This window comes from Pseudarthrobacter sp. MDT1-56 (assembly GCF_059383555.1).
In genome coordinates, this window is sequence record NZ_JBWZCK010000006.1 from 160,609 (window position 1) to 187,136 (window position 26,528).

The window sequence follows — 26,528 nt, forward strand, 5'->3', positions numbered from 1 at the left end:
CTCCTCGGCAACAGCCGGGGAACAGTTGAGGCCCATGTTCACGAGGAACATGGGCCTTCACTGCTATCCCGACGCCGTTGTCGGGTCCCCGAGGGGGTCTTCCGTCGCTGGGCCACCGCCCCGGATCTCGGGGGTGCCTGTTGCGAAGGGCATGGCAGCCCAGCAGACGGAAATCTGTACCTTTCGGTGTCCTCCTGTGCCGGCCTTAGGCGGGAACGAGGGTGGGATCGTCGCTGGGGACGTCGCCGCCGTCGCGCGCTTCATGCAGGAACCGGTCGTAGGCCGGAAGCGTCAGGAAGGCCGGGAACGCCGGGGTGAGCGTGACTTCCTCGAAGATGTCCCGTGAGTCGGCGAAGCGGTCGCCTTCGAAACGTTCGAGTTTGGCGAACTCCTCGTCCAGCATGTCCTCGACCCATTCGCGGGTGATGACGTCGCCCTGGTCCGTGATGGCCCGGGAGAAGATCCACTGCCACAGCTGCGAGCGGGAGATCTCCGCGGTGGCGGCGTCCTCCATCAGGTTGTGGATGGCTACGGCGCCGTTGCCGCGGAGCCAGGACTCGATGTAGCGGATGCCAACCTCGATGTTGTTCCGGATGCCCTGTTCGGTGATGTTGCCGGTGGTGGAGGCGATGTCGAGCAGGGCGCGGTCGTCCGGGGTGACGTCCTCGCGGAGCCGGTCCAGCTGGTTCGGGCGGTCGCCGAGGACGCCGTCGAACACCTCGCGGCAGACCGGAACGAGGTCAGGGTGGGCCACCCAGGAACCGTCGAAGCCGTCGGCGGCCTCGCGGGTTTTGTCGGCGCGGACCTTCTCGATAGCAATCGCGTTGGCTTCCGCGTCCTTGCGGTTGGGGACGGCTGCGGCCATGCCGCCGATGGCCATGGCGCCGCGCTTGTGGCACGCCCGGACCAGCTGTTCGGTGTAGGCACGCATGAACGGCTGGGTCATGGTCACCTGGCCGCGGTCCGGCAGGACGAAGCGCGGGCCGCGGGTGCGGAAATTCTTGATCAGCGAGAAGATGTAGTCCCAGCGGCCGGCGTTCAGGCCTGCGGCGTGGTCGCGCAGTTCGTAGAGGATTTCCTCCATTTCGAACGCGGCCGTGATGGTCTCGATCAGCACGGTGGCGCGGATGGTCCCCTGCGGGATGCCGAGCAGGTCCTGGGCGAGGACGAAGATGTCGTTCCACAGCCGGGCCTCGAGGTGGTTCTCGATCTTCGGCAGGTAGAAGTAGGGGCCCTTGCCCTGGGCGATCAGCCGGCGGGCGTTGTGGAAGAAGTACAGGCCGAAGTCGACGATGCCGCCGGCGATCGGGGTGCCGTCAATGAGCATGTGCTTTTCCGGCAGGTGCCAGCCGCGGGGCCGGACCACGATGGTGGGCAGCTCCTCGGCGGAGCGGAGCTTGTACTCCTTGCCCTCCGGGGAGGTGAAGTCGATCCGGCGCTCCAGGGCATCGGTGAGGTTGAGCTGGCCCTGGATGACGTTGCGCCACGACGGGGTGGAGGAGTCCTCCATGTCCGCGAGCCACACCTTGGCGCCGGAGTTCAGCGCGTTGATGGTCATCTTCTTGTCCACCGGGCCGGTAATCTCGACGCGGCGGTCCTCCAGGCCCGGAGCCGGGGGAGCGACGCGCCAGTTCGGATCGTTCCGGACGGACTCGGTCTCGCGGAGGAACCGCGGGTCCTGGCCCTTGCCGATCTGCTGGCGGCGGTCCCGGCGGGCCTGCAACAGCTCCAGCCGCCGTCCCTTGGTTGCCTTGTGCAGCTTGGCAACAAATGCCAAGGCATCAGGAGTCAGGACCTCGCTCTGCCGGCAGATCGGCTGTGCGGTCAACGTAACCCCGTTGATGGTGAAGTTGTCAGTGAAGCTGTTCATGGGAGTTGCTCCTTGAATGTCCGCCGTTGCCCTATCACTTTTGGTCTCCAAAGGAGGTCGATGAGGACCAAAAGTGATAGGGCAACTGGCGGGAAAAGCTGGGGATTAGTGGAACTGGCCTTCTTCGGTGGATCCCACCAGAGCCAGGGTGGATGCGTTCGGGTTGAGCGCGGTTGCGATGTCGTCGAAGTAGCCGGTACCGACTTCGCGCTGGTGCTTGGTCGCGGTGTAGCCGCGGGATTCGGAGGCGAATTCCTTCTCCTGCAGCTCGACGTAGGCGCTCATGCCTTCACGGGCGTAACCGTGGGCGAGATCGAACATCGAGTAGTTCAGGGCGTGGAAGCCGGCCAGGGTGATGAACTGGAAGGTGAAGCCCATGGCGCCGAGTTCGCGCTGGAACTTGGCGATCGTGGCGTCGTCGAGGTGCTTCTTCCAGTTGAACGACGGGGAGCAGTTGTAGGAAAGCATCTGGTCCGGGAAGTCTGCCTTGACGGCTTCGGCGAACTTGCGGGCCAGCTCCAGGTCCGGGGTGCCCGTCTCCATCCAGATGAGGTCGGAGTACGGGGCGTAGGCCTTGGCGCGGGCGATGCAGGGTTCGATTCCGTTGCGGACCTTGTAGAAGCCCTCCGCGGTCCGCTCTCCCGTGACGAATTCCTTGTCGCGCTCGTCGACGTCGGAAGTGATCAGGGTGGCTGCCTCGGCGTCGGTGCGGGCGATGATGACGGACGGGGTGCCGGCGACGTCGGCGGCCAGGCGGGCGGCGTTCAGGGTGCGGACGTGCTGCTGGCTGGGGATCAGGACCTTGCCGCCGAGGTGGCCGCACTTCTTTTCCGAGGCGAGCTGGTCTTCCCAGTGCACGCCCGAGGCGCCGGCCTGGATCATGGACTTCATCAGCTCGTAGGCGTTAAGCGGGCCGCCGAAACCGGCCTCGGCGTCCGCTACGATCGGGACCATCCAGTCCTCGACGGTCTGGATGCCCTCGGAGAACTCAATCTGGTCGGCGCGGAGCAGGGCGTTGTTGATGCGGCGGACCACGGTCGGAACCGAGTTGGCCGGGTAAAGGGACTGGTCCGGGTAGGTGTGGCCGGAGTTGTTGGCATCAGCGGCAACCTGCCAGCCGGAGAGGTAGATGGCGCGGAGGCCGGCCTTGACCTGCTGCACGGCCTGGTTGCCGGTCAGTGCGCCCAGGGCGTTGGTGTACTTGCCCTCCTTTTTCTCCTCGGTGAGCTGCTTCCACAGCTTCTCCGAGCCGCGGCGGGCCAGGGTGTGCTCTTCGGAGACGCGGCCGCGGAGGCGGACGACGTCGGAGGCCTTGTAGTCCCGAGTGACACCTTCCCAGCGCGGGTTGGCAGCCCACTCGAGCTCCAGTGCGGTGGCCTGCTGTTCGGGCGTCTGGGTGGGCTCAAATGCTGCAGTCATCTTTGTCTCCTTAGTGGGGCCCTGGGCCGGTCTGGCTGCTTCCTCGCAGTGCGACTGGATGATCCGGGGCGGTGTAACTTTTCCGTAAGACCTACTTTTCTGTACTTTCAAGTGGCTTTCTAGATGAAAACAGTGGAAAGAAATGCACTTCTTCGCGTATTCTCAATAAATGCACCCCGCCAGTTGGAATCGACCCGCCTCCGCCGCCTCGCCTGCCGTCCCGGAGGTGGACGTCATCAGCATGGGCCGCCGCGTCCGCCACCTCCGCAAGGCCGCCGGACTCACGCTCGATGACCTCAGCGCCACGGTGGGAACGGCCCCCAGCCAGCTGAGCCTGATCGAGAATGGCAAGCGCGAGCCCAAACTCGGCCTGCTCCAGCAGCTCGCCGCGGCACTCGGCGTCAGTATCGACGAGCTGCTGGGCGCGGAGCCGCCCAACCGCCGCGCCGCCCTCGAGATCGAGCTGGAACGCTACCAGCGCAGCCCCATCTACGAGTCCCTCAAGCTGCCCAAGATCCGCATCAGCTCGCGGCTCCCGATGGATGTGCTGGAGTCCATGGTGGGGCTGCAGCACGAGCTGGAACGCCGGCTTAACGAGCAGGTCGCGACGCCGGAAGAGGCCCGCCGCGCGAACGGGGAACTGCGCGCCATGATGCGCGAGCGGAACAACTACTTCCCGGAGTACGAGGCCGAAGCGCAGAAGGTCCTGGCCTCCGTTGGGCACACGAGTGGCCCGCTGTCCCATCACGTCATCGCGGACATCGCCGGGCACCTCGGGTTCAGCCTCCACCACGTGGGCGATCTGCCGCACTCCACCCGTTCGGTGACCGACCTTAAGAACCGCCGTATTTATCTCACGCACAATGCGCGCAGCGACCACGACCCGCGTTCGGTGCTGCTGCAGGCGCTGGGCCACTACGTGCTGGGGCACCAGACCCCCACCAATTACGGTGACTTCCTGATGCAGCGGGTGGCCACGAACTACTTCGCCGCCGCGCTCCTGCTCCCGGAGCAGGCGACCGTCGAGTTCCTGCAGAAGGCCAAGCAGGCCAAGGAGATCGCGGTCGAGGACATCCGGGATGCCTTCGCGGTGTCGTACGAGACCGCCGCGCACCGCTTCACCAACCTCGCCACCCAGCACCTGGACCTGCGGACGCACTTCCAGAAGACCCACAAGAGTGGCATCATCTACAAGGCTTACGAGAACGACGGCGTGACGTTCCCGCAGGACCACACCGGCGCCATCGAGGGCCAGCCGTCCTGCAAGAACTGGACGTCCCGGGTGGTCTTCGACGTGCCGGACAAGTTCAGCGCGTACAACCAGTACACCGATACCCCGGCCGGCACGTTTTGGTGCACGGCGCGGACCGAGCGCTCCGCCAACGGCGAATTTTCCTTGTCCGTGGGGGTTCCCTATGCGCAGGTGAAGTGGTTCCGCGGCCGCGAGACGACCGAGCGGTCCAAGTCGACCTGCCCGGACGAAAGCTGCTGCCGGCGCCCGCCGGCGGCCCTGACCTCGGAATGGGCCGGCAACGCCTGGCCCTCGGCGCGGGCCCACTCGCACCTGCTCGCGGCGATGCCGCCGGGCGCCTTCCCCGGCGTGGACGAGACCGAGGTCTACTCGTTCCTGCAGGCGCACTCCGGGAGCTGATGCGGCCGGTGCTCCCGGCGGGCCAGGGCCCAAGTCGCCGGTAACCCGAGAGTTATCGGCGAACCTCGCGGTCTACGGCGTGCTTGCCAGCCAGAGTGATCGTCGGGCTGCCGACGTTGGGGTTAGGGCGGGCCGCCCTGCCAGAGCGCATCGAAGGGCGCGCCCGAGGCCACCCGGTTCCGGATCCCCGCGGTCACAAAAGCCTTGGCTGTCCGGGCTGCCTCCAGCGCCGTCGCGCCCTTGGCCAGTTCCGCCGTCACAGCGGCGGCCAGCGAGCATCCGGCACCGGAGACTGCCACTTCGCCCACCTTCGGGGCAGAGAGGACTTCCAACGTCTCGCCGTCGTAGTAGACGTCGACGGCGTCCGGTCCGGCCAGGCGCACACCGCCCTTGGCGAGTACCGCGGCGCCGCTGAGCTCGTGGATCCGGACGGCGGCGGCCTTGAGCGATTCGAGGTCGGTGATTGCCAGTCCGGAGAGGGACTCGGCCTCGAAGTGGTTCGGTGTGACAAACGTGGCCAGCGGCAGGATCTGAGCTTTGAGGGCCTGATCCGTATCCAGCGCGTGGCCCGGCTCCTGGCCCTTGCAGATCAGCACCGGATCCAGCACCACGTTCGTGAACGCAGCGCCGGCCAGCGCCGTGGCGACCGTCGAAATCGTGGCCGGGCTGCCCAGCATGCCGATCTTCACAGTATCCAGCACTGACGGTGCGCCGGACGCGGCACCGTAGGCCGCCGTCGTCGCCTCGAGCTGGTCGGCGATGACCTGCTGGTCGATCGGGACGAAACGGTGGTTCCAGTTGTCCTGCGGATTGAAGGAGACGATGCACGTCAGGTTGGCGATGCCGAAGACTCCGAGTTCCTGGAAGGTCTTCAGGTCAGCCTGCGCGCCGGCGCCGCCGGTAGCTTCGGAGCCTGCGATGGTCAGGGCGACGGCGGGCGTGGCCGCGCCTGCGTCGGGGGCGGTATCGGAATCAGCCGGTGAGGCGGCGTCAAAGGCGGTGGGAGTCATGGATCTATCCTGCCATTCCAGGAAAACCCGCCGCATTGTGCGGATGACCAATATGAACAGAACCCGCGTGTTCCGGATCATCGCGAATACGGTGGCGGGCGGTGTTGCCTCTTGCGGCGCCGGATCCAGGAAGGTTCATAGATGAGCACCCAACTGTCCGAATCGGCGCAGACGAGAAGAGCCGTCAGCAATATTCTCAAAGGCTCTGCGGGCAACCTCGTCGAGTGGTACGACCTCTACGTCTACACAGTCTTCGCGGCGTATTTCCAGTCGCATTTTTTCAATTCCAAGGACGAGCTCCAGGCGGGCCTTGAGGCCATGGCCGTCTTCTCAACGTCGTTCCTGATGCGCCCGGTCGGCGCCTGGTTCTTCGGCCGCTACGCCGACCGCAAGGGACGCAAGGCGGCCCTGACGCTCAGCGTGACGATCATGTCCGCAGGTTCCTTCGCCATCGCCATCCTGCCGACGACCCAGCAGATCGGCGTCTGGGCACTGATTCTGCTGATCGTGGTGAGGCTGGTCCAGGGCTTCTCCGTGGGCGGCGAATACGGCACCAGCGCCACCTACATGTCCGAGGCCGCCACCTCCAAACGCCGCGGCTTCTTCTCCAGCTTCCAGTACGTCACCCTGATCGGCGGCCAAATGCTGGCCCTGCTGGTACTGGTCATCCTGCAGAACACCATGGACAAGGTTGCCCTGACCGAGTGGGGCTGGCGCATCCCGTTCGCCATCGGCGGCGTGGCCGCGCTCGTAGTCCTGTGGCTGCGGCGCTCGATGGAAGAAACCGTGTCCGCCGAGCAGGTCGAGGCCGCCAAGGTCCCGTCCGTGGCCGGCGTTGCGCAGCCCGGCACCATGAAGCTGCTGTTCACCGAGCACTGGAAGCCGCTGCTGATCTGCATCGGCGTCACCCTTGGCGGCACCGTGGCGTTCTACACGTACACCAACTTCATCCTGAAGTTCATGAACGATACCTCCGGCATCGCCAAGACCGACACCTCGGTGATCAATTTCTGGGCGCTGTTCATCTTCATGCTGCTCCAGCCGATCTACGGGATCATCTCGGACAAGGTCGGGCGCCGGCCGCTGCTGCTCTGGTTCGGCATCACCGGTGTCCTGTTCACCTGGCCGCTGCTCTCCACCCTGGCCGGCACCAAGGATCCGTTTACCGCGTTCCTGCTCATGATGGGCGGCCTGCTGATCGTCGGCGGCTATACCTCCATCAACGCCCTCGTGAAGGCCGAGCTGTTCCCGGCTTCCATCAGGGCCCTCGGCGTCGGCCTCGGCTACGCGATCGCGAACTCGCTGTTCGGCGGCACGGTTCCGCTGCTGGGTGCGGCGTTCCAGAAGGCCGAGCGCGTGGACCTTTTCTTCACCTACGTCACAGTGGCGATCGCCATCTCGCTGGTGGTCTACATCTTCGCGCTGAAGAACAAGAAGTCCACGCACTTGGACCACGAACAGGGCCACGCGTGGGAGCCCGCTGCCGCCCCGGCTGTGCCGGCCGACGGCCGCAAGGACGACGACAAGGACCTCGTCGACGCCTCGCGCCGCTAGCTCTGTGAGCCGCCAAAGGGTGGTGAGAACGACGACGGCGGGTTGCCGGCTCCGTGACTTCGGTCCGGCGGCGGGCGGCCCGCCGCCGTCGTTCAGGGGCCGGCTGCCGGTTCGATCTCCGGAAGGGGGCGGTCAGCAACGATGAAGGCCGTGGACTGGTCAGCCGAATGACGGTAGGCGATGAGGTGTACCAGGGCGGCGACACCCAGTGCGATCCCGGTCATCTCCAGGGTTTCTTCAACCAGCGTGAGCAGAAAGAACTGCCAGGGCAGGGTGTCGCCCTGGACGAAAAGTCCGGACAGGGTCTCGACCCCGACACCGCCCCCGACAAAAATGATTCCGGCAGCCAGAAGTCCCGCCCGGGGGGTCCGCGGCAGTGCGAGGACCATCCTCAGCAGGGACAGGACGATCAGGCCGGCAATGAGAACGCCGGGTATCACCCAGGTGAAGCCCAGATGCAGGGGAAGGTACCTGCCCAGCTCGTTTCCAATCGCATCGAGGCGCTCGTGCAGTTCCAGGGTCTCGTCGATGGAGAAGACCATGCAGACAACGCAGAACAGCGCCCAGGAGCGGCGGTACCGGGAGGCGCGGCGGGCGAAGTAGCCGGCAAGGACGCCCGCGGTTATCCATAGCCCGGCGCTGAACCAGGTCGGCAGATTAATCTCGCGCCCGACGTCGAAAAAGTAGAACCAGAACCGGGCGGTTTCGACGGACTCCGGGGGTGCCCATTGTGTGGCCAACGCCAGCGAGCCGCTGACCAGGCTCAGAATAACCACCGGAATCATCAAATATGTGAAAGACCGCCCAAAGCTGATCCTCCGCCAGGCCGAGTCTGCCACCGGGCCTGCCGGTACTCCGGCGCTGCGTTCGGAGGCGACCGTCATCACCAGATCGTCGCCTTGCCGGGCGGGCCCGCTGTCCTTGGGGGAATCGGAAGCCATGCCGAAATCCTAGCCGGGCAGCGCGCCTGCGGCGGGTAGGCAGGCCCTCGTGGCCCGCAGTCCAACAACAGCCCCTGGCAACGGGTGAGAGAATGGTAGACGGTTCCGGCAGCTAGTTCTCCGGACCCGTCCAGTGCTAATACAGCCGGCAGCCCAGTGTGGTCCTCCTCGAGGATCCGGGACGCCGAGCGAACCACTATGAATGGAACACCCATGGCTTCCGCCCACACGTTACCGGCCGCAGCGCCGCCAAAGTTCGCCTCCATTGGTTCCTCCTACTTCGGGATCCTGCTCGCCGTTATGGCCGTGGTGCTGATTCTGTCCAACATCGGGGCATCGAAGGGCGTCGCGATCGGCCCGGTCATCACCGACGGCGGCTTCTTCCTCTTCCCGCTGGCCTACATCCTCGGGGACGTCATCAGCGAGGTTTACGGGTTCAAGGTGGCCCGCAAAGCCATCATCACCGCCTTCGCCCTGTCCGTCTTTGCGTCGCTCTGCTACTGGATCATCATCGCCTTGCCCGGCTTCAACGACGACTTCGGTCTCGCTAAGCAGGCCGCACTGGAAGGCGCGCTGGGCCCCGTTCCACAGATTGTGCTGGGCTCCCTGCTGGCGTTCCTGGCCGGGCAGACCATCAACGCGTGGATCCTCGTGAAGATGAAGGCGCGCACGGGGGAGAAGTCCCTCTGGGCACGCATCATGGGGTCCTCCGTCGCCGGCGAGTTCGTGGACACCCTGATCTTCTGCAGCATCGCCGCCTCCGTGATCGGGATTACCGACGTCGGCACGTTTGTGAACTACGTGGTCGTGGGCTTCCTCTACAAGACCCTCGTGGAGTTCCTCTTCGTCCCGGTCACCGCGGCCGCGATCGGCTGGATCAAGAAGCGCGAACCGAGCTACGGAGCGTAGGGCGGGTGCCGCGTGCCAGGAGGGGGCAGGGGCCGGGCGGGGCGCCCCCTAGGAGTAGTACTGCCCCAGGGTCTCGGCCTTGAACTCGAAGAAGTTGCCGGCTTCGATGGCCAGTCGGGCGTCGTCCACCATCTTCACCACAAAGCGCTCGTTGTGGATCGAGATCAGTGTGGCGGAGACCATTTCCTTGGCCTTGAACAGGTGGTGGATGTAGGCCCGGGAGTAATTCTGGCAGGCGTAGCAGTCGCAGCCTTCCTGCAGCGGGCCGAAGTCGCGCTTATACATGGCGCCGGAGAGGTTGTACCGGCCGGTGGGGTGGTAGAACGCCGAGTTCCGGGCCACCCGGGTCGGCGAGACACAGTCGAAGGTGTCCGCGCCGTTTTCGATCGCGGTGAAGATGTCGTCCGGCTCGGAGATGCCCAGGAGGTGCCGGGGCTTGTTCTCCGGGAGTTCCTCGTTGCACCAGCGCACGATCGTGCCCAGGTTCTCCTTCTCCAGGGCCCCGCCGATGCCGAAGCCGTCGAAGTTCATCGCGCCGAGGTCGCGGCAGGCCTTCCGGCGCAGGTCCTCGTACTGGGCGCCCTGGATGACCCCGAAGAGCGCCTGGTAGGGCTTGCCCGCACGCTCGGACGTGAGCCGGAAGTGCTCGGTGATGCAGCGCTCGGCCCAGCGCCGGGTGCGCTCCAGGGATTCCTCCTGGTACCCGCGGGAGTTCTGCAGCGTGGTGAGCTCGTCGAACGCGAACATGATGTCCGCGCCGAGCTGGTGCTGGACGTTCATGGAGATCTCAGGGCTGAAGCGGTGCCGGTCGCCGTTGAGGTGGCTCTTGAACCACACACCTTCCTCATCCACGTGGGCCAGGCGTTCCTTGCCGGGGGCGACGGCGTCGTCGGGTCCCGAATTGTCCACCGATTTCATGTCGATGACCTTCTTGAACCCCGAGCCCAGGCTCATCACCTGGAACCCGCCGGAGTCCGTGAAGGTGGGTCCGCGCCAGTTCATGAAGGCACCCAGCCCGCCGGCCTCATCCAGGATGTCCGCGCCGGGCTGCAGGTACAGGTGGTAGGCGTTGGCCAGCACCGCCTGCGCGCCCAGCTCGGCGACTGACTCCGGGAGGACCGACTTGACCGTGGCCTTGGTGCCGACCGCGATGAACGCCGGGGTCTGGATCTCGCCGTGCGGTGTGGTGATGGTGCCGGTGCGGCCGAGGAACTCCCCGCCGTTGGCGCTGACCTGGGCCTCCGACGGCGAGCAGCTTTCACTCAGCCGTTTGCCCACACGGAAGGAAAACTCGGACTGCTGGGCCGGCAGGAGCGACGGCACGGGTATTTCAGGATTGGCTGGCACCGTTCAAGTGTGCCAGCTAACAGCCGCCAACCCTTAGTGCAGCGGATCGGATGTGGGGTAGTTCTCAGCCCGCCACTTGTCCCAGTAGTTGCGGATGGACTCCAGCTGGTGCGCCCCGAGGTCATAGGTGGAGACGATGACCAGGGATCCGCCCTCGGGCCTGAGGTCTTTGATGGCCGGCTGGTCCGCCACGATCACCAGGCCTTCGCCGTGTTCCGCGTAGTGGTGGACCGTAAGCCCCACCTGGTGGTTGCTGCGGAACCAGACCTTGCCGGAGACTTCCTCGCCCGTCGCCAGGGTCAGCGAGTACGGTTCGCCGGGTTTGGGGACGTCGGACAGGCCCAGCTTTTCAATCGCGGAGCCTCCGTTCCCGGGGACGGAGAAGAAGAAGGTCCGGCGTTTGCCGTGCGGATGCCGTTCGAGGGCGAAGCGGAGCTGCTGGATGAAGGTCAGCCAGCCCTGGGTGATGTCCTCGTCCCAGGCGGCCCACTCGGAATTGTGGTCCACCGCCGCCCGCGTGACGCTGACTTCGGTGCCGGCCGGGACCGGTTTCAAGGTGAACACGTCCCCGCCGTCGACCACCAGGGAGGTGTGGTCGGCGCCCTCGATGACATTGGGGCTGAAATAGATCTCATTGATCTCGGCCGCCTGGTCGTCGGCTTCCCAGCCGTGCCACTGGGCTACCTTGGCGGGCTCGCGCAGCATTGTCCAAACCTGCTGCGCGTCGGAGTTGATCACAACGCTCAGATTGTTCGTCATGGGCTGAATCTACAACGCCCGGCCGGGAGGGGGTAGGGGCCAAACGCCTCAGGAACGGACGGACTCGAGTTCGTTGCCGATCCGGCGGTCCAGTTCCGGGGCGCCGATGGTTTCCGAACCGCCGTGGGCGCGCAGGAAGAGCAGCGCCTCGAGCCGCAGGAGCCGCCATTCGCGTTCCGCATCCGGGTTCGAGTTGTCCATCGAACGGAAGATTTCCTTGTCATACAGGTTCGGTTCGTTGAGTGAGCGCTGGCGCACCTTGGCGTTGATCCGCGCCTTGAACGGGTCCGTCTCCATGGCATCGGGGGCGCGGAGGAACTTCTCGTACACAGCGGCGCGTTCTTCCTGGCCGAGCTGGCGGCAGATGTAGCTGGACAGGGCGAGGGAGGCCTCCACCGATGCCCAGCGGCCGCGGTTGCCGTCGAAGGGCAGCACATTGAGCAGGTCCGCAACGGCGAGGGCGTTTTCGGCGTCCTTGAGGATAATGAACAGCTCCTGCGCGAGGTCGCTGAGGTCCTTGAGGCAGCTGCCGGACTTCGTGTTGATGCCCTTGGCCAGCCGTTCGCTGAGCAGCAGCACTCCCGCCGAGTTCGGGTGGGCCTCGGCCACGGCCTGCACCACGGACTCGGGCGTGCCCTCAAGGACAGGGATCAGTGCCAGGTCCTCTTCGCTGGGGCCGCTCACCACCGGCGGAACGGGCGGCAGGGGAGGGACGACGACGGCGGGAGCGGCGGCGCTGTCGGCCTCCGCGTTCCTGTCCTGCCCGCCTGCGCTGCCCTGGCCGCTGCCCGCCTCGGCGGCCGGTTCGCCGGCTTGCGGAGCGGAGCCGGCTTCCTCGACAGTGGTTTCCCCGGCCTCGGCGGGAGCGCCAAGGATCAGGACGGTGGAGGATGCCGCGATCCTGAGTCCGCCGCCTCCCGTGAGGGTCGCCAGGACCACGGCGGGGGTGCCGAAATCGTCGGCTTCGACGTCAACGCGCTGGATTTCGGCGGAGCGGTTGCCGTCGGGCAGGAGCAGCTGGTCGCCGCTCTGCAGAGATCCAGCCTGCTGTTCGATATAGTTCGGGGCGGCCGGGGGGTGAGTCATCTGGAGTCCTTAAATTCTTTTGCGGTCCGCCCTACAGTCTACAAAGGCGCGCGCCGGAAGTCGGGGACGCAACCGCCGTCGGTCAGTTCCCGACGCCGGCGAAGGCCAGAGCCTGGCGGATCAGGGCGCCGCGGCCGCCGCTGAATTCCAGCTGGACATCCGAGCTCATAACTTCCTGCGGGGTCATCCAGGTCAGCTCCAGCGCGTCCTGCCGCGGCGAGCATTCGCCGGTGACGGGGATGATGTATGCCAGGGCGACGGCGTGCTGGCGGTCGTCGGTGAATCCGGTGTGGGACGGCGAGGGGAAGTATTCGGCCACCGTGAACGGCACCGGGCTGATGGGCAGCTGCGGGAAGGCCATCGGGCCGAGGTCCTTCTCCATATGGCGCAGCAGGGCCGCGCGGATGGTCTCGCGGTACAACACGCGGCCGGAAACCAGGGAGCGGACCATTGTGCCGTCCTCGTCGGCCTGCAGGAGCGTGCCAACCTCATTAACAAACCCGAGCGGATCCAGCCGGACCGGGACGGCCTCGACGTAGACCATGGGCAGCCGGCCACGCGCCTCGAACAAATCTTCGTCGGAAAGCCAGCCGGGGTTCGGGTCAGGAGTGCGAACGTTCATGGTTAAGTTCTACCCCATCCCTGCGGCTGGGGCGTGGTCGCACTCACCCTGCGGCCGGCGCCGCGGAAATCCAGAGCGGCGGGTGGGCGGCGACGCCGTCGGCATCGGGGTTGGCCACGTGCAGGGTAGGAATGGCCGCTTCCTCAATCACCGCGGCCTCGTTACCGGCCTCGCTCAGACGCTCACGGAGGGCGGTCAGGGCGCCGGCGTATTCGAAGCCCAGGCCGGCACGCCCGGACCCGGTGCCCGCACCGACCATCAGGATCCCGCCGTTCTTCGCCGTGAAGGCTTCGGATTCGGCAGTGTCGGTGTCGGCCTCGCCGCTGCCCGGGAGCGGGCGGGGCCGGGCGCCGATGTCGCGCAACGTCCGGGTCGCCGCCACGGCGTCCTCGGAGAACCAGACCCCGACGACGGCGATGCCCGGGTCAGCTTCCGCGGACCCGCCCCAGCCGCCGTCCGTGGCGCGTGTGGCCGGGTCGGCGAGGAAACTGAACCCGTCCGCGGCCGTGATGCGGCAGGACGGGCCATGGTCCGCGTCGATGAGTTCGGCGTTGGTGCCGCCTTCGGCCGCACCGGCCTCCTTGGTCCGCCGGGCGAATTCCTTCAGGTCGCCCACCTCGACGCCGAGCGAAGTGGTGCCGTCCTCGGCGGAGCCCGGCTCGACAAAATGGAGGGCGAGCCGGCCGGAGCCGGCGTCGAACTCACGCCAGGTGGGCTCGTCGACGGTCTTGACCAGACCGAGTCCGGTGAGCAGCCGCTCCCAGGCATCAAGGCGGGAGGTGAAGTGGATCGGGCGGACACGCAGCATCGTTGCTCCTGAAGGTTGTGACGGGTTCCGGCTCTCAGGGATATCGTCCCACCAAATCGGTGCCGGTGGTCAGTGCGGAGCAGAATGGTTCCATGGCTGCTGAACTTGAGGAACTGCTGGTGAAAGATGCCGCCGAATGGCGCGCGTGGCTGGAGCGCCACCACGCGGAGAGCCCCGGGGTGTGGCTGGTGCTGCACAAGAAAGGCGGCGCCGTGACGGAGCTGGACTATGAGGCCGCGGTGCAGGAAGCCTTGTGTTTCGGCTGGATCGACGGCCAAGGCCGGCGGCGGGATGAAGCGAGTTCGTTCCAGCGGATGACCCGCCGGGGACGGAAAAGTGTGTGGTCCGCCCGGAACGTGGAGCGGATCGGCCGCCTCGAGGCTGCAGGCAGGATGGCTCCCGCCGGCCGCGCCGCCGTCGACAGCGCCAAAGCGGACGGCCGCTGGGAAGCGGCCTACTCCGGTGCGGCGACGGCGGAAGTGCCCGAGGACCTGGCCGCGGCCATCGCGGCGGATCCCCGGGCGCAGGCGATGTTCGACGTCCTGACTTCGGTGAACAGGTACGCCCTGATTTACCGGACCAACGGGGTCAAGCAGGCTGCCACCAGGGCGAAGAAGATCGCGGGATTCGTCGAGATGCTGGCCCGGCACGAAACGCCGTACCCGCAGAACAAACGGCCACCGGCACCGTGACGGCCCCCGTGACCCCGGGCGGCCCGTCGCTAGAATCCGACGCCCATGGCCTGGGCGATCACCACCGCGGACGCTGAGGACCAGGCCTGCGGATGGCACGACGCCGGATAGGGCACCGCGTGGCCGGCCTCCTCGGTAGTGATGCCGGCGAACAGTTCCGGCAGGCGGTGTCCGAAGGAACCCGACGCGGCGAGCAGGCCCTCGGCGATGGTCCGGGCTTCGGCGAGGAATCCCTCGGCGAGCAGCCCCCGGACCGCGATCGCAGTGTCGTGGCTCCAGACCGAACCGCAGTGGTAGCTGAACGGCCAGAAACCGGCGGCGCGCCGGGAAATGGTGTGCACACCGTAGCCGGAGAACAGCTCGGGGCTGAGCAACCGGTCCGCCACGAGCCGGGCTTCCGAGGCGTCCAGTATTCCGGTGCCGAGCAGGTGCCCCATGTTGGAGCCCGGGATGTCCAGCGGCTCGCCGTGCCCGTCGAGGGCCATCCCGGGGAAGGGGCCGTCGTCGTCCTCGACCCAGAAGCGCTCGCGGAAGTTCTGTTGCAGTGCCTCGGCGAAGTCCCGCAGTGCCTGGGCGCCGGGCTCGCCGTAGGAATCGAAGAGGTCGGCGGTGTCCACGGCGGCCTGGTAGGCGTAGCCCTGCACCTCGGAGAGCGCGATCGGGCCGTCGGCCTGCCGGCCGTCGCGGAACTGCATGGCGTCCCCGGAGTCCTTCCAGCCCTGGTTGCTGAGCCCGTGGCCGGTAGCGTCCTGGTAGCTGAGGAAACCGCTGTTCGTGCTGCCGGGCGCTCCTCCGGCGGCCAGCAGCCATTCCACCGCCCGGGCCGCGCTGGGCAGGAGCGCGCGGACGGCGGCGTCGTCCAGTCCGGCCTGGCCAAGTTCGGCTAGCAGGCACAGCCACAACGGGGTGGAATCCACGGCGCCGTAGTACACCGGGGGCAGGCGCAGGCCCTGGCTCTCCAGCACGAGTTCCTTGGCCCGGAGCTCGTGCAGGATCTTGCCCGGTTCCTCGGCGGCACCCGGATCGTCCTTCGTGCCCTGGAACCCTGCCAGGGTGCGCAGCGTTCCGGCGGCGAGCCCGGCATCGAGCGGCAGGAGCAGCCGCGCGGTCCAGAGGGAATCGCGTCCGAACAGTGTGAAGTACCAGGGCGCCCCGGCAGCGGCGAACGGCGCGTCCGGCAGCGTCCGGGTGGCCAGGCGGAGGCCGGCGAGCTCATCGAGCGCGTTGTCCAGCAGCAGGCCCAGGGCGCCGGACGGCTCGGCGCGGACCCGGCGCGTGGCGGGCGGCGGCGCCGCCACCACGGCGTCCTCGCTGTCGGCCAGCACGGCCTGCCATTCCACGTCGAACGGGTGCCCGCGTCCTGCCTTGCCGCGCCAGAGGAGCCGTTCGCCGGAGGCGACGCTGCCGGGGGCGGCGACGGTCAGGGTCCGCCCCCCGTCGCGCCAGCGCAGCGTGGAATCGTCTGCGGAGAATGGCTCGGAGGGCTCCCGGAAGCGGCTGAGCCGGATGGCGGCCATATCGGTGAAGTCCGCGGCGAGCTGGATTTCGATTTCCACGTCGAGCGACTCGAGGGACGTGCTCAGTTGCAGGGAGTGCCGGACGACGCCGGGCGTGACCGTCCAGGTCTGCAGAAGTTCGACGGCGGGGTCCTCAGTGGGCCCCGGAATGCCACGGACCAGCCCCCGCACGCGCAGCACACCCCCGGCCTCAGCCTCCACCGTGGCGGGCTCCGGCTCGAGGCCGTTCACCCGCACCTCTGCCCGGGACAGCATCCGGGTGTCCCCGTGCAGCAGGCCGGTGAACCAGCCACCGCCCGCGGCGCCGGAGGAGCCGGCGGCGTCCGTGGCACCGTGGCCGCTGGCGAGCCGCCCCTCGGCATCGAGCCACAATTGGGTGGGGGCGGCAACGGAGCAGTGCTGGCGGTGGAGCGCTGGCTGAACAGTCATGCGCCCCACCCTATGCCGGGAGCCGGACCGGCTCAACGGTCCCCGCGGGGCGCTGGTGTGCCGGCGCGGGAACCGGAGAAGGAACAGGGCACGGACGGGCCGCTCCCGTGGCGGCTATGCCGGTGGCAGGTCTTCCACCGGGAAAGCCACAGCCTCGCCGACGACGCGGAGGCACAGTTCCGAACCCGGGCGGGCGATCGAGGCGTTCCAATGCCGGATGGTGATGATTTCGCCGCCGCCGGGGTAGCGGTGGTCCGCCACGGACCCTTCCGCGAGGACGGGCGGGACGGCGAGCTTGAGCCGCACGGTCGTTTCGGGCCCGAAGTAATCCGTATCCACCACGACGCCGCGGATGGGGCCGTCCTCCGCGATCCGGATCTGTTCCGGCCGCAGCATGAGCTGGACCCGTCCCTGCGCCGGGGGCCGGCGCACGGGGATCCCGCCCAGGGAACACGTGGCGAGGGAGCCCTCCATCCAGGCGTCCAGGATGACGGCGTCGCCCAGGAATTCCGCGGTGGCGCGGTCCGCGGGGCGTGTGTAGACGATGAACGGGTTGCCGATCTGCGCCAGCCGTCCGCCGCGCATCACCGCCACCTGGTCCGCAAACGACAGCGCCTCGCCCTGGTCGTGGGTGACCAGGATGGTGGTGACACCCGCGTCCTGGAGCACCTTGCCCACCGCGCGGCGCGTGGCAACGCGCAGACCCGCGTCCAGGGCGGAGAAGGGCTCGTCCAGCAGCATCAGTTCCGGCTCTCGGGCGAGGGCCCGGGCCAGGGCGACCCGCTGCTGCTGCCCGCCGGAGAGCTGATGCGGCCGCCGCTTGGCCATGGCGGGGTCCAGGGAGACCATTTCCAGCAGTTCGGCCACCCGGGCCTTCACGCCGCGGTGCCCGCCGGGGAGCTTGGCGGCGTCGAGGCCGAAGGAGATGTTCTGCCCGACGCTCAGATGCGGGAAGAGGGCGCCGTCCTGCGCCACGTAGCCCACGTGGCGTTTGTGTGCGGGCACCCAGATGCCGTCGCCGGCCACCTTGGCGCCGTTGAGCGAGATGCTCCCGGTGTCCGGGTGCTCAAAACCGGCGATAAGCCGCAGCAGCGTGGTCTTGCCGGAACCCGAGGGCCCCACGATCGCCGTCGTGCCGCCCCTGGCCACCGACAGGTTGACACCCATCAGGACAGCCTGGGAGCCGAAGTTCTTGGTGACGGCGTCGATTTGCAGGTGGCTGTTGGTGCTGGTGGCCACGGACGCGGCAATCCGCGGTTCCGGGAGCCGGGAGGGGCTGTTCTGGGTCACTGTCCCGCTGCTTTCTTGGACTGCTGGAAGAGGAGGTAGGTCATCGGCGCCGAAATCAGGATCATCAGCAGGGCGTACGGGGCGGCGCCGGCATAGTCGATCTCGCTGCTTTTGCTCCAGAACTCGGTGGCGAGCGTCCGTGTGCCGTTGGGGGAGAGCAGCAGTGTTGCGGTCAGTTCATTCACGATCGCCAGGAACACCAGCGCTGCACCACCCGCGGCGGCCGGGGCGGTGAGCCGCAGCGTGACCCGGAGAAAGGCCAGCAGCGGCGGCTTGCCGAGCGCCTGGGCAGCCTCGTCGAGTTCCTTCGGAGCCTGGGCCAGGCCGGAACGGATGTTGACCAGGGCGCGCGGCAGGAACAGCAATACGTAGGCCGCCACCAGCAGCGCCGAGGTCTGGTACAGGTTGGGCGCCGCCTTGATGCTGACCGTCACGAAAGCCAGGCCCACCACAATGCCCGGCATGGAACTGGTGATGTAGTTGGACAGCTCCAGGGCCTTGCTGAACCAGCTGGGGTGACGCACGGCCAGGTACGCCATCGGGAACGCGACGACCGTGGTGGCCAGGGCGCCGGCGAGGCCGTACATCAGGGTCTGCAACAGGGCCGGCAGGAACTCCTCGGCCGCCCAGATATCCGGGCCGCCGGCGAAGATCCAGCGCAGCACGAAGGTCAGGGGCAGCCCGAAAGCCAGCGCGGTGAGAGCAACCAGGAACAGCTGGGCCGGGAGCTGGTAGGTGCGCAGCGGAAGGCGCAGGGCGCGGGCCTGGGCGCCGGAGCCGATCTTGGCGTACCTGGCACTGCCGCGGCTGCGCACTTCAACCAGCAGCAGGATCAGGCACAGGAACACAAGCACGCTGGCCAGCATGTTCCCGGCGGTGCCGTTGAAGGTGGACTGGTACTGCACCATGATCGCGGTGGTAAAAGTGTCGAAGCGGATCATCGCGAAGGCGCCGTACTCGGCCAGCAGGTGCAGGGAGACGAGCAGCGCCCCGCCGGTCATCGCGATCCGCAGCTGCGGCAGCACTACGCGGAAGAAGGTGCGCCACGCGCCGAGGCCCAGGGACGCGGCGGACTGTTCAATGGCCGGGTCCAGCCGGCTGAGCGTCGCGGCAGCCGGGATGTAGACGAGCGGGAAATACGACAACGTCGCGATCAGCACGCCGGACCACAGGCCCTCGAGCGACGGTATCGCGGAAACCCAGGCGTAGCTGTTGACGAAGGCGGGGATGGCCAGGGGGGCCGCGAGCAGCACGGCCCACCACTTGTGCCCTTTGAGCTGGGTGCGTTCCACCAGCCACGCCCCGCCCACACCGAGGATGAGGCACAGCGGCACGGTGACCAGCATCAGCAGCACGGTGTTGAGCAGCAGCTCGCCGACCCGTGCCCGGAAGATCAGGTCCACGGCAGTGTCCCACCCGGTTGCCGCCGTCATAACAATGACGTAGCCCAGCGGAATCAGCGCAAAGAGCGCGATCAGGACGGCCAGGATTGCGACAACAGAAACGCCGAAAGGCGGGCGGGGGCTCTTGCCCCGGCCCGCCGTCGTCGTGCCCCCGGATGTTCCGGGAGCCGCCAGCTTGGTTGTCACGTGGTTACAGCAGTCCTGCCTTGGTCATCAGCTCGGAGACCTTGGCCGAGTTCAGCTTGGCCGGGTCCACCGTGGGTGCCTGCAGTTCCGCCAGCGGGACGAGCTTCTCGTTGGCCGGGACATCGGAGGCGATGGCGTACTCGAAGGAGGTGCCCTTCTGCAGGACTTCCTGGCCCTTCTTGCCGGTGATGAACTTGACGAAGGCCTGGGCCGCCGCCGCGTTCTTCGAGGAATTCAGCACGCCGCCGCCGGAGACGGACACAAACGCGCCCGGATCCTGGTTTTTGAAGTAGTACGGGGTGACGTTCTTGGAGTTCTCGCCGGTCTTGGACTGGTCGCCGTAGTAGTAGTAGTGATAGATCAGGGCGGCGTCGACCTCACCGGCGTTGACCGCCTTCATGGCCGTGCTGTTGCCCTTGTAGGGCTTGGAGTTTTCCTTCATGCCCTGGAGCCATTCCTCGGTGGCGGCTTCGCCCTTGAGTTCCAGCAGCGCGGAGACGATCGCCTGGAAGTCGGCGCCGGACGGCGATGCAGCCCACTTGCCCTTCCACTCCGGCTTGGCCAGGTCGAGCATGGAGGTGGGCAGCTGGTCTTCGCTCAGCTTTGCCTTGTCGTACACCAGCACGGTGGAGCGGGCCGCGATGCCGGTCCACTTGTTGGTGGAGGGACGGAATTCGGCGGGCACCTGGTCGATGGTGGCCTTGTCGACGTCGGCGAACAGGCCCGCGTTCTCCACCTGGGCCATGGCCGGGGAGTTTTCGGTGAGGAAGACGTCGGCCGGGGAGGCCTGGCCTTCCTGGATGATCTGGTTGGACATCTCAGTGTCGGAACCCTGGCGCATGGTGACCTTGACGCCGGTTTCCGCGGTGAAGGCGTCCACCCATTCCTGGGTCAGGGACTCATGCTGGGCGTTGTAGACCGTGATTTCACCGGAAATCTTGCCGTCAGCGGCGGCGCTGCTGCTGGGGGCGGTGGAGGTACCGGAGCCACAGGCGGACAGGCCGAGCGCGGCGGTGGCGGCAAGTGCGATACCTGCCAGCGCGTTGGTGCGGATCTTCATGGGGCTGCTTTCTGCAAGGAAGGTGTTGGGAACCCTAGCCCCCTGTGAGCGGGGGAAGTTAGGGCATGCTCACTACGAAAAACTGTAGGTTAGCCAAACCTAAGCAACCAAGCTGAGGGAGCCTTAAGTGATCAGGATCACATCAATTACGTAACTATTGCGTGACTTAATTCCCGGCGATCGAAGCGGCGGCTTCCAGTATCATCCAGGCCTGCAGTTGCGTGGATAGTTCGACGGCGGCGCCCGCCGGGTAGGTCTGCAGCGCCGGCAGCTCGGGGTGGGTGGAGAACAGGATCCGGCCGCCCTTCCGGGCGAGCGGGTGCTCGGCCGACAGGAGGCGGCGGCCCTCCCAGAACGCCTCGGCGGTGTCGTTGACGAGCGTCGCGGCCGCCGCCCGGGTCCCGGCGGGCAGCCGCCCGTCGGTGGCCGCGAGGGCCAGGTACCGGACGAGGATCCCGGTGAACAGGCCGCCGTCGCCGGCGCCCTCGCAGCGCAGCACCAGCGCGCTGCGCGCCGGCAAAGGTACGGGGAGGGTGAGGCTGCGCGCCACCGACGCCACAAGACGGGCTGCCCGGGCCAGGTTGGCCTCGCCGCCGAGTTCCAGCAGCGCGCCCAGGACCGGGCCCTGGTTGTAGGTGTAGATGGCACTTTCCAGGACCACGTCGCCGCCGGGGGCGATCCGGAGGCCGTCACGGTACAGGCCCTGATCGGGGTCGAGCAGCTTGGCGTCCAGCCAGTCCAGCAGCGCCTGCGCCTTGGCCGCCTGGCCGGTGCGCGCGTAATAGAGAGCCACCGGTGCCGTGGCCGGGGTGTTCTTGAAATCCCGTTTCTTGCTCCAGAAGGTCCCGCCGCCCAGGTCGTCCGTGGAAGCCGAATCGAACTGCAGCGTGAGGCTCTTCAGGACCTTGGCGTTGCGGCGGCGTCCGGCCTCCTTGCGGCTGTCCCTGGCGAGGTTCTCCAGCCGTAGCGTGGACAGCGCCAGCCAGGCCATGTCGTCGTAGTAGTTGTTGACGACGGTGAGGAAGTTGCGGAGCCGGATCCCGGTGACCAGCCGGGAGGCGAGCCGGCCTGCACTGGGCCGGTTCCCGCCGTCGAACCGCTTGCCGGGCCGGCCGTCCGTGCCGAGTTCGCGGCGCCCGGTGTCCACGAGGCAGTCCACGTAATGCGCCTGCCACCAGTAGTGCCAGGGCCGGGCCAGGTTCTTGAGCCGGCCCGAGGGCCGGACGATCGCGGCGATGTGGGTTCCCGGCAGGAAAAAGAGCCGCTGCCCGAACAGCCCGGTCACGGAGCGGGCGGCTTCGTCGGCCCGGAAAGACCAGTTGGGGGCGGTGGAGTTGTCAGCCGGGGTCATGGTTCCAGCCTAGTAGCGGCAGGGGAAAGGTGCGGAATGCCCGCATTCCAGTTAACATTCACTAACTAATGTTCGCGGTAAGTGCGTGACGCTGCACACAGTGTCGCGACGGACTCGGGCTCCGGTTCGACATCAAGGAGGATGCATGGACATCAAAGGTACAGTTGCGCTGATTACGGGCGGGGCCTCCGGCCTGGGGGCTGCGACGGCGCGGCGCCTGTTCGACGCCGGCGCCTCCGTGGTCCTGGTGGACCTGCCAAACTCCGCCGGCGCCGACTTCGCCGCCGAGCTGAATGCCCGGAGCAATGTCCAGGTGGAGGCCCCAGGGGCCGGAACCCCGGTGGAGCCGGCCAATCGGGCGGTCTTCGTTCCCGCCGACGTCACCAGCGAAGTCGAGGTGCAGGCCGCCGTCGACGCCGCCGTTGCCCTCGGTCCGCTGCGGATCCTGGTCAACTGTGCCGGGATCGCCACCCCCGGCAAGGTCATGGGCCGGGACGGCGTGCTGCCGCTGGAAACCTTCAACCGGGTCATCCAGATCAACCTCGTGGGCACCTTCAACGTCATCCGCCTTGCGGCGGCCGCGATGGCGGCCACCGAGCCGGCCGCGACCGAGCTCGGCGGGCCGGAGCGCGGCGTCATCATCAACACCGCCTCCGTTGCCGCGTTTGACGGCCAGATCGGCCAGCCGGCCTACGCCGCCTCCAAGGGGGCGGTGCACGCAATGACGCTGCCGATCGCCCGCGAACTGGCGCGCTCGCTGATCCGCGTGGTGACCATCGCGCCGGGTATCTTCGAAACGCCCATGATGGCCGGGCTGCCGCAGGAGGCCCAGGACTCCCTCGGCCAGCAGGTGCCGCACCCGTCCCGGCTGGGCCGGCCGGCCGAGTACGCAAACCTCGCGGCGCACATCGTGGAAAACGCCATGCTCAACGGCGAGACCATCCGCCTCGACGGCGCCATCCGGATGGGGCCGAAATGACGCAGGCCAGGCTCGCCCCTTCCCCCGCTGCCGCGGACTCGGTCGCGGGGCTGCCGACCGCTGATTTCTTCGACTTCGAGTCGATGCTCAACGCCCGTGAGCAGGCGAAGCTGGCCGAGCTTCGGGAGTTCCTGGCCCGCGAGGTGGCTCCGTTCGCCGGCGAGTGGTGGAACAAGGCCGAGTTTCCCGCGCAGATCCTGCCCAAGCTCGCGGCCCTGGAGCTCAGCGCCCCGGCCCAGCGCGGCTACAGCAACCTGTTTGCCGGGCTGGTCATCGCCGAGATGACCCGGGTGGACACCTCGCTGGCGACGTTCTTCCTGGTCCACCACGACCTCTTTGTCGAAGCGCTCTACGGCTTCGGCTCCGAGGAGCAAAAGGCGCGCCTGCTCGACGACGCCGCCAGCCTCCGGACCACCGGCGCGTTCGCGCTGACCGAACCGGAGCATGGCTCCGACGTGGCCGGCGGCATGGAGACCGTCGCCCGGCGCGTTCCCGGCGGGGCGCCCGACGGCGGGGACAGCTGGGTGCTCAACGGCGCCAAGCGCTGGATCGGCAACGGGACGTTCTGCGACTACCTGCTCGTCTGGGCCCGTGACGAGGCCGACGGCGGCATCCGCGGCTTCATCGTGGACGCGACCCTGCCGGGGGTGAGCCGGAGCAGGATCGAGAACAAGATCGCGCTGCGCACGGTGCAGAACGCGGACATCGTCTTCCAGGATGTGCAGGTGGCCGAGTCGGACCGCTTCGCCGGGATCAGCAGCTTCGAGGACACCAACGAATTGCTGCGCGGCTCACGGATCATGGTCGCCTGGCAGGGTGTTGGCCAGCAGCTGGCGGCGTTCGACGTCGCCCGGCAGTATGCCGTCGAACGCCAGCAGTTCGGGCGGCCGCTGGCGAAATTCCAACTGGTCCAGCAGCAGCTGGTCACGATGCTCGGCAATGCCGTGGCAAGCATGGGCATGATGGTCCGGATCGCGCAGCTGCAGGACCAGGGAGCCGCGGACATGCCGCAGGTGGCGCTGGCGAAGTCCTATGTCAGCGCCCGGATGCGGGAGACCGTGGGGATGGGCCGGTCCCTGCTCGGCGGCAACGGGATCGTCACCGACTACCGGATGGCCAAGATCTTCGCCGACGCCGAGGCGATCTACACCTACGAAGGCTCGTTCGAGATCAACACGCTGATCGTGGGCCGGGCCGTGACCGGGATCTCCGCGATCGTCTAGTCGCGATTGTCTGGAACGGGGGGCTAGAACAGCGCGGGCTCTTTCTCGCCGGCCTCGATCCGGTAGTCCAGGCTGTTGTTCTTCACCGGCATCGGGCAGGTGCCGTACGGGGTGAAGGCGCTCGGGTAGTTGATCGCCCGGTTGAAGTCCAGGATCACGGTGCCATCAGGCCGCGGCCGGGCCGTGGAGACCTTCCGCCACTCGTCGGTTGATTCCCCATTGGTCTCGTCGTGGAAGGTGACCGTCAGCGCGCCGAGCTTTTCCTCTTCGGCCTGCAGGTGGAACTCGTGGTCCTTGCCGGGAAGCCGGAACACCAGTTCGCCGACGGACCGGTGGACCCCGTCGACCAGCGGGTTGGCGGTGCCGATCGGAACATCGACCGGCTCCGGATACGGGTGGAAGCTGGCCTCCACCACCAGGTCCGGCCGGTAGTCGAAGGTGGGAACGCCGTCGAACCCGGTGAACACCGGCGACTTCGAATCCCGGGTACGCACCGCGTACTTGTCGGCGCGCATGGCGAGTTCCACCACGACCTGGCGGCCGTCCCTGCCGCCGTACTTGACCCACAGCAGCGATTCCTCATTGGCCAGCGCCGCGCTGATGGTGCCGTCCACGGGCTCGCCGGCCTCCACCAGGGTCAGTCCCTCGTCCGCGGAGGCGGTGAGGAACGCCGTCGCGCCGTCCGTGGACCAAAGCCCGGGGACCAGCTCGACGGCGGCCGGCCGGTCCTCCAGCCACTGGAAGGAGGTCAGGGTCAGCCAGCCGAACTCGCTGGCCAGGGCCGCGTTGCGGCTGTTCCGGAAGCGCTGCCAGCGGGCGAACTGGGCGTCGGGACCGGGTTGCATGGTGTTCACGGGGTTCCTCCGGAGGAGTCAGTTGGGAGTGGGCGGAGTTTCGAGGCTGGCGGACACAAGTTGTGCCGCGGTGTGGCGGGCGGCGACGGCGGCTGCCGGGTCGGCGTCGAGCACGCCGCTGGCCAGGCCGCCGTCGAGGACCAGGGTCAGGCTGAGGGCCAGCTGGTCCGGATCCGGGGCGCCGGCCTGAACGGCGAGGTCGCGGATCCAGGCCCTGACGTGTTCCTTGTGCGCCACCGTCCGTTCGTGGATACGGGTTCCGGACGCTGACTCGGCGGCGGCATTGATGAAGGCGCAGCCGCGGTAGCCGTCGCGGCGGCAGGCAGTGGCCAGGGCGTCGAACAGTCCCACGAGCTGGGCCGCGGGATCGGGCCCGGCGGCTTCCGCCGCGGCGTGGAGCTGCCCGGTCCAGACGCCGTCAACCTTCTCCAGGTAGGTCAGGATCAGGTCATCCTTGGCCGGGAAATACTTGTAGAACGTAGCCTTCGCGACGCCGGACTCGGCGATGATCGTATCGATGCCGGCGGCCCTGAGCCCCTGGGCATAGAAGAGCCGGAAGGCCGTGGCCAGGATCTTGTCCCTGGCCTGTCCGGCTGGCGTGCGGACGGCCTGTGGTGTCCTGGCGGCGGTCGGCGTCATGGCTCCATGGTACCCAGACAAGTCTGTCTATGGTTGCCGTAGACAGGTCTGTCTGATAACTTCCTGCTGAGGGGTAGACAGAATTGTCTATCCCGGGATCCTGAACCTAGCCATCCCGACCCGAACCATCCAGAACGGAGGACGTCTTGAAGATTGCTGTACTGGGAACCGGAACCGTTGGCCCCACGATCGCCGGGGCACTGTCAGCGCTCGGGCATGACGTCGTGGTCGGCACGCGCGATCCGAAGGCGACGCTTGTCCGGTCCGAGCCCGGCGCGACGGGCGGACCGCCCTTTGCCGCATGGCACGCGGCGCACACACAGATCGGCGTCGCCACGTTCGCGGACGCCGCCGCCCGCGCGGACCTGGTCGTCAACGCCACCAACGGCGCGGGCTCCCTTGAGGCACTCACCGCGGCGGGGGCGGCAAACCTGGCCGGCAAGGTGGTCATGGATGTCGCGAATCCGCTGGACTTCTCCCACGGCTTTCCGCCGTCGCTGAACCCGGTGAATACCGACAGTCTCGGTGAGCAGCTCCAGCGGGCCTTCCCGGAAGCCAGGGTGGTCAAGACGCTCAACACGATGACCGCCAGCGTTATGGTCGACCCGGCGAGCGTGGCCGGGGGCGACCATTCGGTCTTCGTTTCCGGCAATGACGCGGCGGCCAAGGAGCTGGTAAGCGGGCTGCTCACGGGCTTCGGGCACCGGGACATCATCGACCTGGGCGACATCACCACGGCCCGCGGCGCCGAAATGATGCTGCCGGTCTGGGTGCGGATCTGGGGCGCGCTGGGCACCGGGGCGTTCAACTTCAAAATCGCCCGGTAGGCGGGCTGACACTATCTGAGACGGATTCCCTGCCGGCCGTGGCTGCGGGTAGCATCTTTTAGGAAGAAAGTAACCCGGCTCACAGTATCCAGCGCAGTGTAC

23 protein-coding genes are annotated in these 26,528 nt (G+C 67.4%); 7 read left to right on the forward strand and 16 right to left on the reverse strand.

Annotation, left to right across the window (positions count from 1 at the left end; all coding sequences use genetic code 11):
• Nucleotides 1-205: 205 nt before the first annotated feature.
• Nucleotides 206-1,870, reverse strand: coding sequence for a malate synthase A (gene aceB, locus AC50YC_RS10475; protein WP_494953468.1), 1,665 nt, complete (start codon nucleotides 1,868-1,870; stop codon nucleotides 206-208).
• Between the two features lie 105 nt (nucleotides 1,871-1,975).
• Nucleotides 1,976-3,289: an isocitrate lyase gene (gene aceA / locus AC50YC_RS10480; protein WP_494953469.1), complete on the reverse strand. Its 1,314-nt coding sequence runs from the start codon at nucleotides 3,287-3,289 to the stop codon at nucleotides 1,976-1,978.
• 169 nt (nucleotides 3,290-3,458) lie between these two features.
• Between aceA and AC50YC_RS10485 the strand changes: the two genes are divergently transcribed.
• A complete protein-coding gene (locus tag AC50YC_RS10485; protein ID WP_354172590.1) occupies nucleotides 3,459-4,940 on the forward strand; it encodes a helix-turn-helix domain-containing protein in 1,482 nt (493 codons plus the stop codon).
• A 122-nt stretch (nucleotides 4,941-5,062) separates the two neighbouring features.
• On the opposite strand, the gene AC50YC_RS10490 is transcribed toward AC50YC_RS10485, so the two are convergent.
• Nucleotides 5,063-5,950, reverse strand: a complete 888-nt coding sequence (locus AC50YC_RS10490) for a hydroxymethylpyrimidine/phosphomethylpyrimidine kinase (RefSeq protein ID WP_494953470.1) — start codon at nucleotides 5,948-5,950, stop codon at nucleotides 5,063-5,065.
• A gap of 141 nt (nucleotides 5,951-6,091) precedes the next feature.
• On the opposite strand from AC50YC_RS10490, the gene AC50YC_RS10495 reads away from it, so the two are divergent.
• Nucleotides 6,092-7,504: an MFS transporter gene (locus AC50YC_RS10495; protein ID WP_494953471.1), complete on the forward strand. Its 1,413-nt coding sequence runs from the start codon at nucleotides 6,092-6,094 to the stop codon at nucleotides 7,502-7,504.
• Between the two features lie 92 nt (nucleotides 7,505-7,596).
• On the opposite strand, the gene AC50YC_RS10500 is transcribed toward AC50YC_RS10495, so the two are convergent.
• Nucleotides 7,597-8,445 (reverse strand): DUF8692 domain-containing protein, encoded by an 849-nt coding sequence (locus AC50YC_RS10500; protein WP_494953472.1) that lies wholly within the window; start codon nucleotides 8,443-8,445, stop codon nucleotides 7,597-7,599.
• Nucleotides 8,446-8,658: 213 nt separating this feature from the next.
• Here AC50YC_RS10500 and AC50YC_RS10505 point away from each other — a divergent pair, with 213 nt between their 5' ends.
• The gene (locus AC50YC_RS10505) at nucleotides 8,659-9,354 is read left to right on the forward strand and encodes a queuosine precursor transporter (RefSeq protein WP_494953473.1); all 696 of its coding nucleotides are present in this window, start codon (nucleotides 8,659-8,661) and stop codon (nucleotides 9,352-9,354) included.
• 48 nt (nucleotides 9,355-9,402) lie between these two features.
• On the opposite strand, the gene tgt is transcribed toward AC50YC_RS10505, so the two are convergent.
• The 5 genes from tgt to AC50YC_RS10530 form a co-directional block, all read right to left on the reverse strand.
• Nucleotides 9,403-10,701, reverse strand: a complete 1,299-nt coding sequence (tgt, locus tag AC50YC_RS10510; RefSeq protein ID WP_494953474.1) for a tRNA guanosine(34) transglycosylase Tgt — start codon at nucleotides 10,699-10,701, stop codon at nucleotides 9,403-9,405.
• A gap of 33 nt (nucleotides 10,702-10,734) precedes the next feature.
• Complete coding sequence (locus AC50YC_RS10515) at nucleotides 10,735-11,460, reverse strand: SRPBCC family protein (RefSeq protein WP_494953475.1); 726 nt, start codon at nucleotides 11,458-11,460, stop codon at nucleotides 10,735-10,737.
• A gap of 48 nt (nucleotides 11,461-11,508) precedes the next feature.
• Entirely contained in the window at nucleotides 11,509-12,546 is a 1,038-nt protein-coding gene (locus tag AC50YC_RS10520) for a DUF6707 family protein (protein WP_494953476.1), read from the reverse strand.
• A gap of 82 nt (nucleotides 12,547-12,628) precedes the next feature.
• A complete protein-coding gene (locus AC50YC_RS10525) occupies nucleotides 12,629-13,168 on the reverse strand; it encodes an NUDIX hydrolase family protein (RefSeq protein ID WP_354172572.1) in 540 nt (179 codons plus the stop codon).
• A 43-nt stretch (nucleotides 13,169-13,211) separates the two neighbouring features.
• Entirely contained in the window at nucleotides 13,212-13,976 is a 765-nt protein-coding gene (locus AC50YC_RS10530; RefSeq protein ID WP_494953477.1) for a VOC family protein, read from the reverse strand.
• A 92-nt stretch (nucleotides 13,977-14,068) separates the two neighbouring features.
• Here AC50YC_RS10530 and AC50YC_RS10535 point away from each other — a divergent pair, with 92 nt between their 5' ends.
• Nucleotides 14,069-14,668, forward strand: coding sequence for a YdeI/OmpD-associated family protein (locus AC50YC_RS10535; RefSeq protein ID WP_494953478.1), 600 nt, complete (start codon nucleotides 14,069-14,071; stop codon nucleotides 14,666-14,668).
• Between the two features lie 29 nt (nucleotides 14,669-14,697).
• On the opposite strand, the gene AC50YC_RS10540 is transcribed toward AC50YC_RS10535, so the two are convergent.
• The 5 genes from AC50YC_RS10540 to AC50YC_RS10560 all read right to left on the reverse strand — a co-directional run bounded on the left by AC50YC_RS10540 (nucleotide 14,698) and on the right by AC50YC_RS10560 (nucleotide 21,904).
• Nucleotides 14,698-16,614, reverse strand: a complete 1,917-nt coding sequence (locus AC50YC_RS10540) for a glycogen debranching N-terminal domain-containing protein (protein ID WP_494953479.1) — start codon at nucleotides 16,612-16,614, stop codon at nucleotides 14,698-14,700.
• 114 nt (nucleotides 16,615-16,728) lie between these two features.
• The gene (locus AC50YC_RS10545; RefSeq protein ID WP_494953480.1) at nucleotides 16,729-17,904 is read right to left on the reverse strand and encodes an ABC transporter ATP-binding protein; all 1,176 of its coding nucleotides are present in this window, start codon (nucleotides 17,902-17,904) and stop codon (nucleotides 16,729-16,731) included.
• Complete coding sequence (locus AC50YC_RS10550) at nucleotides 17,901-19,493, reverse strand: ABC transporter permease (protein ID WP_494953481.1); 1,593 nt, start codon at nucleotides 19,491-19,493, stop codon at nucleotides 17,901-17,903. Before AC50YC_RS10550 ends, AC50YC_RS10545 begins: the two co-directional genes overlap by 4 nt.
• A 4-nt stretch (nucleotides 19,494-19,497) precedes the next feature.
• Complete coding sequence (locus AC50YC_RS10555; protein WP_494953482.1) at nucleotides 19,498-20,553, reverse strand: iron ABC transporter substrate-binding protein; 1,056 nt, start codon at nucleotides 20,551-20,553, stop codon at nucleotides 19,498-19,500.
• 166 nt (nucleotides 20,554-20,719) lie between these two features.
• Nucleotides 20,720-21,904: a glycoside hydrolase family 76 protein gene (locus AC50YC_RS10560; RefSeq protein ID WP_494953483.1), complete on the reverse strand. Its 1,185-nt coding sequence runs from the start codon at nucleotides 21,902-21,904 to the stop codon at nucleotides 20,720-20,722.
• 145 nt (nucleotides 21,905-22,049) lie between these two features.
• Between AC50YC_RS10560 and AC50YC_RS10565 the strand changes: the two genes are divergently transcribed.
• Nucleotides 22,050-22,883 carry an SDR family NAD(P)-dependent oxidoreductase gene (locus tag AC50YC_RS10565; protein WP_494953484.1) on the forward strand — a complete coding sequence of 278 codons (834 nt, stop codon included), beginning with the start codon at nucleotides 22,050-22,052 and terminating at the stop codon, nucleotides 22,881-22,883.
• On the forward strand, nucleotides 22,880-24,106 hold the full coding sequence (locus AC50YC_RS10570) for an acyl-CoA dehydrogenase family protein (RefSeq protein ID WP_494953485.1): 1,227 nt from the start codon (nucleotides 22,880-22,882) through the stop codon (nucleotides 24,104-24,106). The genes AC50YC_RS10565 and AC50YC_RS10570 overlap by 4 nt, the downstream gene beginning before the upstream one ends.
• 23 nt (nucleotides 24,107-24,129) lie before the next feature.
• Here the strand turns inward: AC50YC_RS10570 and AC50YC_RS10575 are convergent, their stop codons facing one another.
• Nucleotides 24,130-24,951 (reverse strand): DUF1684 domain-containing protein, encoded by an 822-nt coding sequence (locus AC50YC_RS10575; protein ID WP_494953571.1) that lies wholly within the window; start codon nucleotides 24,949-24,951, stop codon nucleotides 24,130-24,132.
• Nucleotides 24,952-24,978: 27 nt separating this feature from the next.
• Nucleotides 24,979-25,599: a TetR/AcrR family transcriptional regulator gene (locus AC50YC_RS10580; protein ID WP_494953486.1), complete on the reverse strand. Its 621-nt coding sequence runs from the start codon at nucleotides 25,597-25,599 to the stop codon at nucleotides 24,979-24,981.
• A gap of 146 nt (nucleotides 25,600-25,745) precedes the next feature.
• On the opposite strand from AC50YC_RS10580, the gene AC50YC_RS10585 reads away from it, so the two are divergent.
• Nucleotides 25,746-26,426 (forward strand): NADPH-dependent F420 reductase, encoded by a 681-nt coding sequence (locus AC50YC_RS10585; protein ID WP_494953487.1) that lies wholly within the window; start codon nucleotides 25,746-25,748, stop codon nucleotides 26,424-26,426.
• Nucleotides 26,427-26,528: the final 102 nt, after the last annotated feature.